This window comes from Streptomyces tubbatahanensis (genome assembly GCF_022699385.1).
GTDB classification, from domain to species: Bacteria; Actinomycetota; Actinomycetes; order Streptomycetales; family Streptomycetaceae; genus Streptomyces; species Streptomyces diacarni.
Genome location: NZ_CP093846.1, coordinates 4,380,001 through 4,393,722, shown reverse-complemented (window position 1 = coordinate 4,393,722; position 13,722 = coordinate 4,380,001). Strand labels below are relative to the sequence as shown.

Sequence of the window (13,722 nt, the reverse complement as noted above, 5' to 3'; positions counted from 1 at the left end):
AGGCACCGCGAGGGCCCGGCCGGAACGGCGGGAACAGGCCAGGCTCCGGTCCTGCGTCGCAGCGGACGGGCCGGGTAAGCGGCCGGTCCGGGGCGTACGGGCGGTCCGGCACGCGGGCGGCCCGGGCGTACGGGCGGGCCGGACGACCGGTTTGCCCGTACGCCCGGGTCACTCCGTGAGCGCGCGGCGGAGGCGCTCGGGGTCCACGCGCCAGAAGTCGTGCTGGTGTCCGTCGACGAGGACGACGGGGATCTGTTCCCAGTAGGCGCGGTAGAGCTCCTGGTCCTGGTTGATGTCCTTCTCCTCCCAGGCCGCGCCCACCTCGTCGCACACCCGCACGATCACGTCGCGCGCCACGTCACACAGATGACACCCGGGCTTCCCGATGAGGGTCACAGTCTTCATGCCCCATTCTCCGCACGTAACGGACCCACCGAACAAACTGGCTATGCTCGCGGCATGGCCCTTCCCGCATGGCTCACCTCTCGCAAGCGCTCCGCGACCGCGCGGAGCGTGCTCGCCGGCGAGGCCGCCGCGGAGGCGGCGCGCAAGCAGGAGCAGGAATCGGCGGCCAGGGCAGCCGAGCGCGAGGGGCACGAGGGCGCCGAGGAGGCCGAGTTCCCCGTCGTGGGGGACGTCCGCGCGGCGGCGTTCTTCGACCTGGACAACACCGTCATGCAGGGGGCGGCCCTCTTCCACTTCGGCCGCGGCCTGTACAAGCGCAAGTTCTTCCGCAAGCGCGAACTGACCCGTTTCGCCTGGCAGCAGGCGTACTTCAGGCTCGCGGGCTCCGAGAACGCCGACCACATGCAGGACGCCCGCGAGAGCGCCCTGTCGATCGTCAAGGGCCACCGTGTCCACGAGTTGATGGCGATCGGCGAGGAGATCTACGACGAGTACATGGCGGGCCGCATCTGGCCGGGGACGCGCGCGCTGGCGCAGGCGCACCTGGACGCGGGCCAGAAGGTGTGGCTGGTGACGGCGGCGCCGGTGGAGACGGCCACGATCATCGCGCGGCGCCTGGGCCTGACCGGCGCGCTGGGGACGGTCGCCGAGTCGGTGGGCGGCATCTACACGGGGCGGCTGGTCGGCGAGCCGCTGCACGGACCCGCGAAGGCGGAGGCGGTGCGGGCGCTGGCCGCGGCGGAGGGTCTCGAGCTGGAGCGGTGTGCCGCGTACAGCGATTCGGCGAACGACATTCCGATGCTGTCACTGGTCGGCCATCCGTATGCGATCAATCCTGACAGCCGACTGCGGGCGCACGCGCGGGAAATGGGCTGGCGGCTGCGCGACTACCGCACGGGCCGGAAGGCGGCCAAGGTGGGCCTTCCGGCGGCTGCCGGTGTGGGTGCGCTGGCGGGCGGTGCGGCGGCCGCCGTCGCGGTCCAGCGCCGGCGCCGGTAGGCCCGCCACAAGGGCCGGCAGGCCTGTCACGAGGGCGGCCGTCCGTGCGTTGCGGTACACGGCCGGCGCGTGCCCGGCGCGTTCCGGCGCGCGGAAGTGCCCGTGCGCCCCTGCCTGGACCCGATCCAGCAGTGTTACCCGGCGTTGTCGCCCGCCAGTCCCGCAGCCCTCAGTCGGTCAAAAATGATCGCCTAGGCGACATTTCCAGCCAGCCAAGTGATCAATCCTGGCGGGTGAAACACGCCTGAAAGCGGCGTCATTCCGTAACAGAGCGAACCGAACCGACGATTTTGGCAACTACGTGTAGTGCCGCCTGTACGAAGCGTTATTCTCCTCAGACGCAATTCGGTACCCATCCGTCCCTACGCCGGGTGAATGGTCCCGCACTGCACGTGATGGAAGCTCTGCCTCTGGGAGTCCCGTGTACCCACACGTCGGGGTTGACGCCTCGGGCCTGGCTACGCTGCGCACGACAGTCTTCGACCAACTGCGTGCGTTCGTCCCCACCGCGTACGCCGTCCCTGCCCTCGCCGCAACAGCCGTAACTGTCCCCGCAGGAGCCGCACCTGTCCCCGCAGGCCCCTGCCACGCCCTCGCGCACCGCGCCGCCGGCGCCACGACCCGCACCACCACGACCCGCACCACCACGGCCGGTGGCCGACGCGCCCGGGGGGCGGGCGCCACCGCCCGGCGCCCCGCCGCCTCGGACACCGACAGCCGCCGGATGATGGACCTGGTCGAAGCGGCCCAGGCCGGTGAGGCCGAGGCGTTCGGCCGGCTCTACGACCAGTACAGCGACACCGTCTACCGCTACATCTACTACCGGGTCGGCGGCCGGGCGACCGCCGAGGACCTGACCAGTGAGACCTTCCTGCGCGCCCTCCGCCGCATCGGAACCTTCACCTGGCAGGGCCGCGACTTCGGGGCCTGGCTGGTGACCATCGCCCGGAACCTCGTCGCCGACCACTTCAAGTCGAGCCGCTTCCGCCTCGAAGTGACCACCGGCGAGATGCTCGACGCCAACGAGGTGGAACGCTCCCCCGAGGAGTCGGTCCTGGAGTCCCTCTCCAACGCCGCCCTGCTGGAGGCCGTACGTAAGCTCAACCCCCAACAGCAGGAGTGCGTCACGCTCCGATTTCTGCAGGGGCTCTCGGTGGCCGAGACGGCGCGGGTCATGGGCAAGAACGAGGGGGCGATCAAAACCCTCCAGTACCGCGCCGTGCGCACCCTCGCCAGACTCCTCCCCGACGACGCGCGCTGACCCGGCGTGCGCCCGGCACCCCGGCGTGCGCCCGGCAGTCCCGCGGGGCGCCCGGCACTCCCGCGGGCGTCGCGCACCGGAACACCGGTCACATCATCGTGACATCGGACTCCGTAACCCGACTGGCTTGCGCTCGTTGTGGGGGTTGCAGACTCCCCCAGCCGTGACCGGCCGGGGCCCGTTCACGCTCGAGCGGGCGCGGTCGGTCACGCACCCCTTCCTGTGCGGCGGGGAGTCGACCGTGCTGACGAGAGGAGGTGCCGCCGGTGATCGGATCCGTGCCGACCAGCCGACGGGCCATCGCCTTCGCCCAGGCCCTGGACGAGCAGGAGCGCGACGCGGGCGCGGCGGCCGACACAGGGTCCGAGGGCTCCGCGGACCCGGGGAGAAGCGGAGCGGCCCCACCGGGGGCCTCGCCGCGGACACGGGCACGGCACGCGCCGTCCCGGTCGTCGGCCTCTCCCCCGTCGCCGCCCTCACCCTCCGGGTCGCCCCCGCCCCCGCACAGCCACCGGGCGAGCGGCACCGACCGGCCACTGCTGCCGCTGGCGGGTGAACTGGCCGCGCTGCCCAGGCCGCAGCTGGACCCCGAGGTCAAGACGGTGCAGCGGGCGCAGCTGATCGCCGCCATGGAGACGGCCTTCGCCGAGGGCGGATCGGCCGCGCCGGACGCGCGGCTTCCCGAACAGCGCGACGGCCGGGCCGCCTCCCGGGCCGGGAGGGGCGGCGCGCACCGCGCACCGAACCCCCTGAGCAAGCTGCGCCCCACATCCCGGCTGGGCAAGGGGCTGGCGGCCGGCGGCCTGAGCGTCGGAGTGGCGGCAGGAGCCCTGGGCGGCGCCGCGGCGGCCAGCACCGACGCTCTCCCTGGCGACAACCTCTACGGCCTCAAGCGCGGCATGGAGGACCTCAGGCTCGACCTGGCCGGCGACGACGCCGACCGCGGCAGTCTCCTGCTGGACCACGCCTCCACCCGCATGAAGGAGGCCCGCCGTCTCATGGAGCGGGACCGCGCGGGCGCGCTCGACCACGAGTCGCTGGCCGAGGTCCGCAGGGCACTCTCGGGCATGCAGCACGACGCCTCGGAGGGGCACCGCCTGCTGAGCGCGGCCTACCGGCAGGACGGCGACCTGGCACCGATCCGGTCGCTGTCCAGCTTCACCAAGGAGCACAGGGACGGCTGGAGCCGGTTGCGCGACCGGCTGCCGGTGCAGCTGCGCGACGTGGGCGAGAAGGTCACCTCCGTCTTCGACGCCATGGACGAGGACGTCACCCCTCTGCGGTCGCTCCTCCCGCGCGGGCCCCAGGACGGGGCGCAGGAGCGCGAGCGGGGCACGAGCGACCGTACGGGCGAGGAGTCGCCGTCCACGGAGCCCTCGACGCCGTCCTCGGACGGTACGCACGGGCAGCGGGAGCGCCGCAGCGAGGAGCCGTCGCCCACCGACTCCCAGCGGCGCGACGGTGAGGGTCTGCTCGGCGGCGGCCTGCTCGGTCCCACCGAGAAGCCCGAGCGCGGCGACGAGCCCACGGGCTCCCGCTCGGGTTCCGCCTCGGGGAACTCCGCCACGCCGGACGGCGAGCCCGAGATCACTCTCCCGCCCATCGTGCCGGAGGTGCTGCCGGGCCTGGGCCTGGACGACCGCGAGAAGTGAGGCGTGCGCCGGGCGCACGACGAGGGGGGCACCGACGAGCCGTCGGTGCCCCCCTCGCGGATGCCGCGCCCCGCTCAGCCCTCTTCCCAGCTCGCGCTGCCCGCGCCGGTGCTGGCCGGGCCGCACTCGAAGCCCGAGGTGCCGGTGGCGCCGGGGTTCAGCGTGACCCAGTTGCCCGCTCCGTCGAAGGCCCGCCCGCACACCACGGTGACGCGGAAGGCGACGGACTGGCTGGTGTTGTTGCGGCAGGCCGCCCAGCCCTGCCGCCCCGTGGTCTTGGTGTTGCAGTCCAGCACGTTGTCGGCGGAAACGGGCGGGGCGTCCGCAGCCGACGCCGTGCCGGCGAGCGGAACCACCGTCGCCGCACCGGCCATCAGGGTCGCCGCGAGCACGCGCTTCATGGTCATCTCCCTCGTTCAGCGATGGACGTCGTCCCAGCCGGTTCTGCTCGCCGGCCGACGTTCCCCACGCAACCAGCGCGCCGCGCACGTCCACACCTGTCACCCGTCAGGGTTCGCCGCCCGCACCGGGGAGCTTGCGCCCCGCGGCCCGTCAGAAGAAGACCGAGCGGCGCCGCACGAGCAGCTTGTAGAGGGTGTGCTGGATCGTCTCCCGTACCTGGTCGGTCAGGTTGAACATCAGCATCGGGTCCTCCGCCGCCTCGGGCGGGTGGCCGTCGGTGGGCAGCGGCTCGCCGAACTGGATGGTCCACTTCGTCGGCAGCGGTAGGGCGCCCAGCGGCCCGAGCCAGGGGAAGGTGGGCGTCAGGGGGAAGTACGGGAAGCCCAACAGGCGCGCCAGCGTGCGCGAGTTGCCGATCATCGGGTAGATCTCCTCGGCCCCCACGATCGAGCACGGCACGATGGGCGCGCCCGCCCGCAGCGCCGTCGAGACGAAGCCGCCCCGCCCGAACCGCTGGAGCTTGTAGCGGTCGGCGAACGGCTTGCCGAGCCCCTTGAAGCCCTCCGGCATCACGCCGACGACCTCGCCGCGCTCCAGCAGCGTCTGCGCGTCCTCCGCACAGGCGAGCGTGTGTCCGGCCTTGCGGGCCAGCTCGTTGACGACGGGCAGCACGAACACCAGGTCGGCGCCGAGCAGCCGCAGGTGGCGGCCGGCGGGGTGGTGGTCGTGGACGGCGACCTGGAGCATCAGCCCGTCGAGCGGCAGCGTCCCCGAGTGGTTGGCGACCACCAGCGCGGCCCCGTCGGCCGGTATGTTCTCCACGCCCCGCACCTCGACGCGGAAGTACTTCTCGAACACGGGGCGCAGCAGCGACATCAGGACCTGGTCGGTCAGTTCCTCGTCGTAGCCGAAGTCGTCGACCTCGTACTCTCCGGTGACCCGGCGCCGCAGGAACGCCAGCCCCCGCGCCGCCTGCTCCTCCCAGCCGGCCCCCAGCACCCGCTGGAGCAGCCCACCGCCGTCCCCGCCCGCCGGGCCCGGCTCCGACCCGGCCCCCGCAGCCTCTCCCCGCCCTTGGTCCGGCACGGCTTCCGGTCCCTGGTCCGGCACGGTCCCCGGCCCCTGGTCCGGCACGGTTTCCGCGTCCTCTTCCGGTCCCTGGTCCGGCACGGTCGTCAGCGGCGGGCGCCGGGGCGGACGGTCAGCGGACGACCGGTCAGCGCCCTTCGCCCGCCGGCCCTGCCCGCCGGGCGAACCGGCGGCGGACGCGCCGCGCGGGCGGCCCCTGTCGTCGTCGAAGGGTATGACCTTGGCGTCACCCATCCCGGCGCACCTCCTCCTCGCTGCCCGCACCGGCGTCCTGTACCGGCGGGACGGGTTTCCCCGGCAACAACTGAGCGACCCTGTCGACGGCCCGCGCCAGGGTCGCGGGCGGCAGCAGTCCAGGACGGTGGTTGCCCGCGAAGGCCTCCAGCGTCTGCCCGCTCGTACGGCGCGGCGTGAAGCCCAGCACGTCGCGGGCGTGCCCGGTCGCCACCACCCGCCCGTGCGTGAGCAGCCGCAACTGCTCGGGGGAGAAGTCCGCGAGGCCGACCGCGCGCAGCGCTCCGCCGCCCCAGCGGATGGCGGGCAGCAGCGTCGGCACCGTCGGCCGCCCCAGCCGCCTGGCGCACTGGGAGAGCGGCAGCACCCCCTCCCCGGCGATGTTGAAGGTGCCCGCGCGAAGAGTTCCGGCGCCGGGCTCGGCCGCCGCCAGGCGCAGCGCCTCGATCACGTCGTCGTCGTGCACGAACTGCAGCCGGGGGTCGTAGCCGAGCACGGTCGGCAGGACGGGCAGCGAGAAGTAGGCGGCGAGCGGTGACTCGGCGGCGGGACCGAGGATGTGGGCGAAGCGCAGCACGGTCACGGCGACGTCCGGACGCCGCCGCGCGAATCCGCGCACGTAGCCCTCCACCTCCACCGCGTCCTTGGCGAAGCCACCGCCGGGCAGGGAGCGCGCCGGGGTCGCCTCGTCGAAGACGGCCGGGTCGCGGGGCGCGGAACCGTACACGCTCGTCGTCGACTTGATCACCAGCCGGCTGACGGTGGGCGTCTGCTGGCAGGCACCGAGCAGCTGCATGGCCCCTATGACGTTGGTCTCCTTGACCGCGCCGCGCCCCCCGCCGCCGGGGGTCAGCCCGGTGCCGTGCAGATCCATGTGCACGACGGTGTGCACCGCGTGCTCGGCCAGCACCTTGCCGATGGCGGGCTGCCGGATGTCGGCCCGCACGAACTCCGCGTCACCCAGCGGGTCGGCCGGCGGGTGGGTGTCCACCCCGATGACCCGGCTCACCCCCGGCTCCCGCCGCACGCGGCGGACGAACCGGGCACCGAGCGGCCTGCCCACGCCGGTGACGAGTACGACCTTGCCCACGATCCCTCCCTGCGCCGCTCCCGGTACGACCTCCCGCACGACGTGAGCCCCGACGCGAGCGGCGACGTGCGCCGCGACGTGCGTGACGACGTGCGTGACGACGTGCGTGACGACGTGCGTGACGACGTGCGTGACGACGTGAACTCCGGCGTCGGCTCCGACTTCGGCTCCGACGCGTGCCCAAAGCAGAACCGCCGCCTTTCTCCCCGCGCGGGGAGAAAGGCGGCGGTCAGTGGCGTGCGGTGCGCTCGCTCACTTCTTGTTGCGACGCTGCACACGCGTCCGCTTCAGCAGCTTGCGGTGCTTCTTCTTCGCCATCCGCTTACGCCGCTTCTTGATGACAGAGCCCACGACTACCCTCGCTCACGGATCATCCCCCACAAGGTGGGGGCGAACTCATTTCGATACTCGGTGCGGGGCGTCCGAGCCCACACGACCTACATGGGGCCACCCTACCCGGCACCGGACAGTGGATGTGAATCGAGGGGTGCCGCCCGCCACCGTCCGCGGTGACGGCCGCGCCGGGCCTCGGCCTAAGCGCTCTCCACCCCCACGTAGGACTCCTCGAGGTATTCGTGGACGGCCTTCTCCGGGACCCGGAAGGACCTGCCCACCCGGATCGCCGGCAGATGACCGCTGTGCACCAGGCGGTACACGGTCATCTTGGAGACTCGCATCACCGCGGCGACCTCCGCCACGGTCAGGAACACGACCTCGTTCAGAGGGCGTTCGTCAGCAGCCATGTCACACCTGAACCTTCCGCACATGTCGGGCACCGGCTTCCCCTCCGGTGTCTCCTGCTCGCATGTGCGCTCTACCCCGGATCAGGGGCGCGTGATGCAAGTGATGAAGAGGAGTAGCTCTCGCTCGCCTACCGTGACAGACACGCTCGATTGAGTACATAGCGAGTAAGCGCGCGGTAGTAATCGGACTGCGCACCGTCACACCAGAGCGCCCCTGCGGGCCTTCCTCCGGGCTTCGTCGACCGGTCCGCGCCCTCGCGCGCCTCCCCGTCGGCCCCCCTCGGCCCGCCGCCCCCGCCGCGCCACTGACCTGCGCCGACGCCTCAGCCGTGCCCCCGTTTCCCACCGCTCGTCACCGCCGGACGGCAGCGCCGCTCTCCCCTCCCGCACGGCCGGGACCGCGCGGGGCGCGCGAGCGTGCGCCCCGCTCGCGGGCGCTTCCCCGCACGCTGGTGACGCGAGGCGACGCGACTCCCCGTACGTAGGAGAGGCCGCACTGACGTACCCCGAATCGCATCGCTATGTCGACAGGTCCCCCCTACGCCGGTGCTAGGCGGGCCGTCCAGACGCCGACAGGCGTGGGGCCAATGTGACGTAGTTGTCCAGGAGTCGGCCAGGGGGCAGGGACGGCTGACGGGGGCGGTCCGGCTTCGCGGGGCCCACGCGCCTCGGCACGCACTCCGCACCTGCCGATACCCCGCATCCGGCACCCCTCAACCAGCCTCGCGACGCGCGGCTCACGGCAGCAGCCCGTGGGCCGGGAACACCGCGCGGCGCGTGGCGCGGACCGCCTGGTCCAACCGGTCCGCCGGGTCGTACCCGGCCTCCTCCCAGCCCCGCCAGCGCGGCTCGAGCCCGTCCGTCATCCGCTGCGGGGCTCCTCCGCCGCCCGTCCGCGCGAAGACCTCCTGCCGCCACTCGGCCGGCACCTCGGCCTCCCGCGGCACCGGCACGCCCGCCGCGATCGCCACCAGGTGCGTCCACGTCCGCGGCACCACGTCCACCACCGCGTAGCCCCCGCCGCCGAGCGCCAGCCACCGGCCCTCCGCGTACGTGTGCGCCCACTCGTGCGCGGCCTCGGCGGCCAGCCGCTGCGCGTCGACGCTCACCGCCAAGTGCGCCAGTGGGTCCTCGATGTGGGTGTCGGCGCCGTGCTGCGAGACCAGGAACTGCGGCTGGAAGGCCTCCAGCAGCTCGGGCACCACCGCGTGGACGGCCCGCAGCCACCCCTCGTCGGTCGTGCCGGGCGGCAGCGCCACGTTCACCGCGCTCCCCTCGGCGTCCGCACCGCCGCACTCCTCCGGCCAGCCCGTGCCGGGGAACAGCGTGCCGGGGTGCTCGTGCAGGGAGATCGTCAGCACCCGCGGATCGTCCCAGAACGCCGCCTGGACCCCGTCACCGTGGTGCACGTCCAGGTCGACGTACGCGACCCGCTCCGCACCCAGCTCCAGAAGCCGGGCGATGGCGAGCGCCGGATCGTTGTAGACGCAGAAACCGGACGCGCTCGCCGGCATGGCGTGATGCAGCCCGCCGGCGAAGTTCACGGCGTGCAGCGCCTTTCCCTGCCAGACGGCCTCGGCCCCGCCCACCGACTGTCCGGCGATCAGCGCGGAGACGTCGTGCATGCGGGCGAACGCCGGATCGTCGACGGTACCCAGACCGAACCGCTCGTCCGCCGACGCCGGATCAGCGGACGCCTGCCGTACGGCCTCGATGTAGTCCGGCCTGTGGACGAGCCGCAACGTCGACTCCCCGACCGGCTTGGCCGCGACCACCCGCAGCTCCGGACAGCTCTCCACCCCCAGCGACTCGATCAGGCGCTTCGTGAGCGCGAGCCGTACGGGGTCCATCGGATGCCCACGACCGAAGTCGTAGCCGGTGACGCCCTCATCCCACATCAACTGCGCGCGGCCGCTCATGCCCGCCACCGTATCGGTCACGCCCTGCGAACGAGCCGGCGCAGGCCAGTGTCACCAGTACCAACACCATCGGGACGAGCATCGCGCCCCGGTAGTCCCAGGCGCCCCCCAGCGCTCCGACGAGCGGCGAACCCACCAGGAAGCCGACATAGTTGAAGACGTTCAGCCGGGCCACGGCCGCCTCGGACGCCGCAGGGAACAGCCGCCCCGCGGCCACGAACGTCTGCGGCACGATCACACACAGCCCGAACCCCAGCACGGCGAACCCGGCGATCCCGCTCCACGCCCCCGGCGCCACCGTCACCACCGCGAACCCGAGCGCCGCCACCACCGACCCCGCCCGCACCACGAACGCGGCTCCGAGCCGCCGCACCACCAGGTCACCGACCGTCCGGCCCACCAGGGTGGTCACCATGTAGACGTTGTACGGCACCGTGGCCAGCTGCTCCGAGCTGCCGAGCACGTCCTGCAGATACTTCGCGCTCCAGTTGGAGACGGTCGAGTCCCCGATGTAGGCGAAGGCCATCACGAGGCAGAGCGGCAACAGCAGCCTCCAGGACACGGCACCCCCGGCCGAGCCGCCGGCAACACCCGCACCCGCACGCCCCTCGCCGGTGGGCGGCTCCGCCCCGTCCGGGTACGCCTCCCGGTCCGGAGGCGTCTCCCCTTCCCGAAGCCTCCCGGCATCCACGTACCACCGGCTCGCCACCAGCGTCACCGGCAGCAACGCGGCCACCACGGGCCCGTACAGCACCAGCAAGGACAGGTCCTGGTGCGCCCCCAGCCAGGCGAGCGACGCCCCGACGATGCCGCCCAGACTGTAGGCGGCATGGAAGCCCAGCATGATGCTGCGCCCGTACGCCCTCTCCAGGCTGACGCCGAGCATGTTCATCGCCGCGTCCAGCATCCCCACGGCCAGCCCGAACGCCACCAGCGCCGACGCCAGTTGCGCGAGCCCCTGACCGCCGCCCACCCACACCAGGGCCAGGCACGTCGCGGCCTGCGACCACCGCAGCACCCTGCTCGGCCGCACGCCGCGCACCAGGCGCTCGGCGAGGACGCTGCCCACCCCCGCCACGACGGGGACGGCCGCGAGGAAGACGGGAAGCAGCGCGTCGGACACCCCGTAACGGTCCTGGATCGCGGGGATGCGCGTCACGAGCAGCGCGAACACCGCACCCTGCACGAAGAAGGCGGCGGCCAGCGCCAACCGCCCACGCGAGCGCCGCGTCTGAGCCTGCGTCATGGGCGCAGAGCCTAGAACTCCCCGCTACGCGTGGGTAGGTGTAGAACGCAAAAAAGAAAGCCCCGTTGGCGTGTGCCAACGGGGCTTTCTCTCACATGTAGTTCGGCGGCGTCCTACTCTCCCACACGCTCCCGCATGCAGTACCATCGGCGCTGAAAGGCTTAGCTTCCGGGTTCGGAATGTAACCGGGCGTTTCCCTCACGCTATGACCACCGAAACACTACGAAACACAACCGGCACAACCCCACACAACACGTGGGGGTGCTCGGGTTGTTGTCTCAGAACCCACACAGTGGACGCGAGCCTCTATGGACAAGCCCTCGGCCTATTAGTACCGGTCACCTCCACCCATTACTGGGCTTCCAGATCCGGCCTATCAACCCCGTCATCTCCAGGGAGCCTTACCCTCTCAAAGGAGGCAGGAGTCCTCATCTCGAAGCAGGCTTCCCGCTTAGATGCTTTCAGCGGTTATCCTTCCCGAACGTAGCCAACCAGCCATGCCCTTGGCAGAACAACTGGCACACCAGAGGTCCGTCCGTCCCGGTCCTCTCGTACTAGGGACAGCCCTTCTCAAGACTCCAACGCGCGCAGCGGATAGGGACCGAACTGTCTCACGACGTTCTAAACCCAGCTCGCGTACCGCTTTAATGGGCGAACAGCCCAACCCTTGGGACCGACTCCAGCCCCAGGATGCGACGAGCCGACATCGAGGTGCCAAACCATCCCGTCGATATGGACTCTTGGGGAAGATCAGCCTGTTATCCCCGGGGTACCTTTTATCCGTTGAGCGACGGCGCTTCCACAAGCCACCGCCGGATCACTAGTCCCGACTTTCGTCCCTGCTCGACCCGTCAGTCTCACAGTCAAGCTCCCTTGTGCACTTACACTCACCACCTGATGACCAACCAGGCTGAGGGAACCTTTGGGCGCCTCCGTTACCATTTAGGAGGCAACCGCCCCAGTTAAACTACCCACCAGACACTGTCCCCGATCCGGATCACGGACCCAGGTTAGACATCCAGCACGACCAGAGTGGTATTTCAACAACGACTCCACGAACACTGGCGTGCCCGCATCACAGTCTCCCACCTATCCTACACAAGCCGAACCGAACACCAATATCAAGCTATAGTAAAGGTCCCGGGGTCTTTCCGTCCTGCTGCGCGAAACGAGCATCTTTACTCGTAGTGCAATTTCACCGGGTCTATGGTTGAGACAGTCAAGAAGTCGTTACGCCATTCGTGCAGGTCGGAACTTACCCGACAAGGAATTTCGCTACCTTAGGATGGTTATAGTTACCACCGCCGTTTACTGGCGCTTAAGTTCTCAGCTTCACCACACCGAAATGTGACTAACCGGTCCCCTTAACGTTCCAGCACCGGGCAGGCGTCAGTCCGTATACCTCGCCTTACGGCTTCGCACGGACCTGTGTTTTTAGTAAACAGTCGCTTCTCGCTGGTCTCTGCGGCCACCCCCAGCTCAGGAGGAAAACTCCCTCACCAGGTGTGGCCCCCCTTCTCCCGAAGTTACGGGGGCATTTTGCCGAGTTCCTTAACCATAGTTCACCCGAACGCCTCGGTATTCTCTACCAGACCACCTGAGTCGGTTTAGGGTACGGGCCGCCACACACCTCGCTAGAGGCTTTTCTCGACAGCACAGGATCATCCACTTCACCACAAACGGCTCGGCATCAGGTCTCACCCCTGTAACGAGGAACGGATTTACCTACTCCTCGGGCTACACCCTTACCCCGGGACAACCACCGCCCGGGATGGACTACCTCACTGCGTCACCCCATCACTCACCTACTACAGACTTGGACCGTCGGCTCCACCACTCCCGAAACCAGCAAAGCCGGCACGGACGGTTTCACGGACTTAGCATCACCTGATTCGATGTTGATCGCTGCATAGCGGGTACCGGAATATCAACCGGTTCTCCATCGACTACGCCTGTCGGCCTCGCCTTAGGTCCCGACTTACCCTGGGCAGATCAGCTTGACCCAGGAACCCTTAGTCAATCGGCGCACACGTTTCTCACGCATGTATCGCTACTCATGCCTGCATTCTCACTCGTGAACCATCCACAACTCGCTTCCACGGCTGCTTCACCCGGCACACGACGCTCCCCTACCCACCCCAACAGGCGTTAGCCCTCACGTTGGAGTGACACGACTTCGGCGGTGTACTTGAGCCCCGCTACATTGTCGGCGCGGAATCACTTGACCAGTGAGCTATTACGCACTCTTTCAAGGATGGCTGCTTCTAAGCCAACCTCCTGGTTGTCTCTGCGACTCCACATCCTTTCCCACTTAGCACACGCTTAGGGGCCTTAGTCGATGCTCTGGGCTGTTTCCCTCTCGACCATGGAGCTTATCCCCCACAGTCTCACTGCCGCGCTCTCACTTACCGGCATTCGGAGTTTGGCTAAGGTCAGTAACCCGGTAAGGCCCATCGCCTATCCAGTGCTCTACCTCCGGCAAGAAACACACGACGCTGCACCTAAATGCATTTCGGGGAGAACCAGCTATCACGGAGTTTGATTGGCCTTTCACCCCTAACCACAGGTCATCCCCCAGGTTTTCAACCCTGGTGGGTTCGGGCCTCCACGAAGTCTTACCTCCGCTTCACCCTGCCCATGGCTAGATCACTCCGCTTCGGGTCTTGAACACGCTACTCAAAC

Annotated in this window: 11 protein-coding genes and 2 rRNA genes (1 of these 13 only partly in view); 3 read left to right on the top strand and 10 right to left on the bottom strand. The window is 69.9% G+C overall.

Annotated elements, in window-relative coordinates:
* Positions 1-168: 168 nt before the first annotated feature.
* Positions 169-405 carry a glutaredoxin family protein gene (locus MMF93_RS18855; RefSeq protein ID WP_114023634.1) on the bottom strand — a complete coding sequence of 79 codons (237 nt, stop codon included), beginning with the start codon at positions 403-405 and terminating at the stop codon, positions 169-171.
* Between the two features lie 54 nt (positions 406-459).
* Between MMF93_RS18855 and MMF93_RS18850 the strand changes: the two genes are divergently transcribed.
* From MMF93_RS18850 to MMF93_RS18840, 3 genes are all read left to right on the top strand, one after another.
* On the top strand, positions 460-1,404 hold the full coding sequence (locus tag MMF93_RS18850; protein WP_242753128.1) for an HAD family hydrolase: 945 nt from the start codon (positions 460-462) through the stop codon (positions 1,402-1,404).
* Between the two features lie 421 nt (positions 1,405-1,825).
* Entirely contained in the window at positions 1,826-2,665 is an 840-nt protein-coding gene (locus MMF93_RS18845) for an ECF subfamily RNA polymerase sigma factor, BldN family (RefSeq protein ID WP_242753126.1), read from the top strand.
* 266 nt (positions 2,666-2,931) lie between these two features.
* The gene (locus tag MMF93_RS18840; protein WP_242753124.1) at positions 2,932-4,317 is read left to right on the top strand and encodes a DUF5667 domain-containing protein; all 1,386 of its coding nucleotides are present in this window, start codon (positions 2,932-2,934) and stop codon (positions 4,315-4,317) included.
* A 74-nt stretch (positions 4,318-4,391) separates the two neighbouring features.
* Here MMF93_RS18840 and MMF93_RS18835 read toward each other — a convergent pair whose 3' ends face one another.
* The 9 genes from MMF93_RS18835 to MMF93_RS18795 all read right to left on the bottom strand — a co-directional run.
* The gene (locus MMF93_RS18835) at positions 4,392-4,718 is read right to left on the bottom strand and encodes a hypothetical protein (RefSeq protein ID WP_114023699.1); all 327 of its coding nucleotides are present in this window, start codon (positions 4,716-4,718) and stop codon (positions 4,392-4,394) included.
* Between the two features lie 151 nt (positions 4,719-4,869).
* Positions 4,870-6,042 (bottom strand): lysophospholipid acyltransferase family protein, encoded by a 1,173-nt coding sequence (locus tag MMF93_RS18830; RefSeq protein ID WP_242753122.1) that lies wholly within the window; start codon positions 6,040-6,042, stop codon positions 4,870-4,872.
* The gene (locus tag MMF93_RS18825; protein ID WP_242753113.1) at positions 6,035-7,132 is read right to left on the bottom strand and encodes an NAD-dependent epimerase/dehydratase family protein; all 1,098 of its coding nucleotides are present in this window, start codon (positions 7,130-7,132) and stop codon (positions 6,035-6,037) included. Before MMF93_RS18825 ends, MMF93_RS18830 begins: the two co-directional genes overlap by 8 nt.
* 252 nt (positions 7,133-7,384) lie before the next feature.
* Positions 7,385-7,483, bottom strand: coding sequence for a 30S ribosomal protein bS22 (locus MMF93_RS18820; RefSeq protein ID WP_003948845.1), 99 nt, complete (start codon positions 7,481-7,483; stop codon positions 7,385-7,387).
* A gap of 182 nt (positions 7,484-7,665) precedes the next feature.
* Positions 7,666-7,875, bottom strand: a complete 210-nt coding sequence (locus tag MMF93_RS18815; RefSeq protein ID WP_157846443.1) for a helix-turn-helix domain-containing protein — start codon at positions 7,873-7,875, stop codon at positions 7,666-7,668.
* A gap of 737 nt (positions 7,876-8,612) precedes the next feature.
* Entirely contained in the window at positions 8,613-9,794 is a 1,182-nt protein-coding gene (locus MMF93_RS18810; RefSeq protein WP_242753105.1) for an acetoin utilization protein AcuC, read from the bottom strand.
* Positions 9,763-11,040 (bottom strand): MFS transporter, encoded by a 1,278-nt coding sequence (locus MMF93_RS18805; protein ID WP_242753103.1) that lies wholly within the window; start codon positions 11,038-11,040, stop codon positions 9,763-9,765. Before MMF93_RS18805 ends, MMF93_RS18810 begins: the two co-directional genes overlap by 32 nt.
* A gap of 100 nt (positions 11,041-11,140) precedes the next feature.
* A 5S ribosomal RNA gene (rrf, locus tag MMF93_RS18800) occupies positions 11,141-11,257 on the bottom strand.
* Positions 11,258-11,348: 91 nt separating this feature from the next.
* Positions 11,349-13,722, bottom strand: a 23S ribosomal RNA gene (locus MMF93_RS18795); it runs 754 nt beyond the window's last position.

What these genes read in the sequence shown, in the direction of transcription:
- MMF93_RS18855 (WP_114023634.1), bottom strand. Translation starts at nt 405, where the DNA reads ATGAAGACTGTGACCCTCATCGGGAAGCCCGGGTGTCATCTGTGTGAC.
- MMF93_RS18850 (WP_242753128.1), top strand. Translation starts at nt 460, where the DNA reads ATGGCCCTTCCCGCATGGCTCACCTCTCGCAAGCGCTCCGCGACCGCG.
- MMF93_RS18835 (WP_114023699.1), bottom strand. Translation starts at nt 4,718, where the DNA reads ATGAAGCGCGTGCTCGCGGCGACCCTGATGGCCGGTGCGGCGACGGTG.
- MMF93_RS18830 (WP_242753122.1), bottom strand. Translation starts at nt 6,042, where the DNA reads ATGGGTGACGCCAAGGTCATACCCTTCGACGACGACAGGGGCCGCCCG.
- MMF93_RS18815 (WP_157846443.1), bottom strand. Translation starts at nt 7,875, where the DNA reads ATGGCTGCTGACGAACGCCCTCTGAACGAGGTCGTGTTCCTGACCGTG.
- MMF93_RS18810 (WP_242753105.1), bottom strand. Translation starts at nt 9,794, where the DNA reads ATGAGCGGCCGCGCGCAGTTGATGTGGGATGAGGGCGTCACCGGCTAC.
- MMF93_RS18805 (WP_242753103.1), bottom strand. Translation starts at nt 11,040, where the DNA reads ATGACGCAGGCTCAGACGCGGCGCTCGCGTGGGCGGTTGGCGCTGGCC.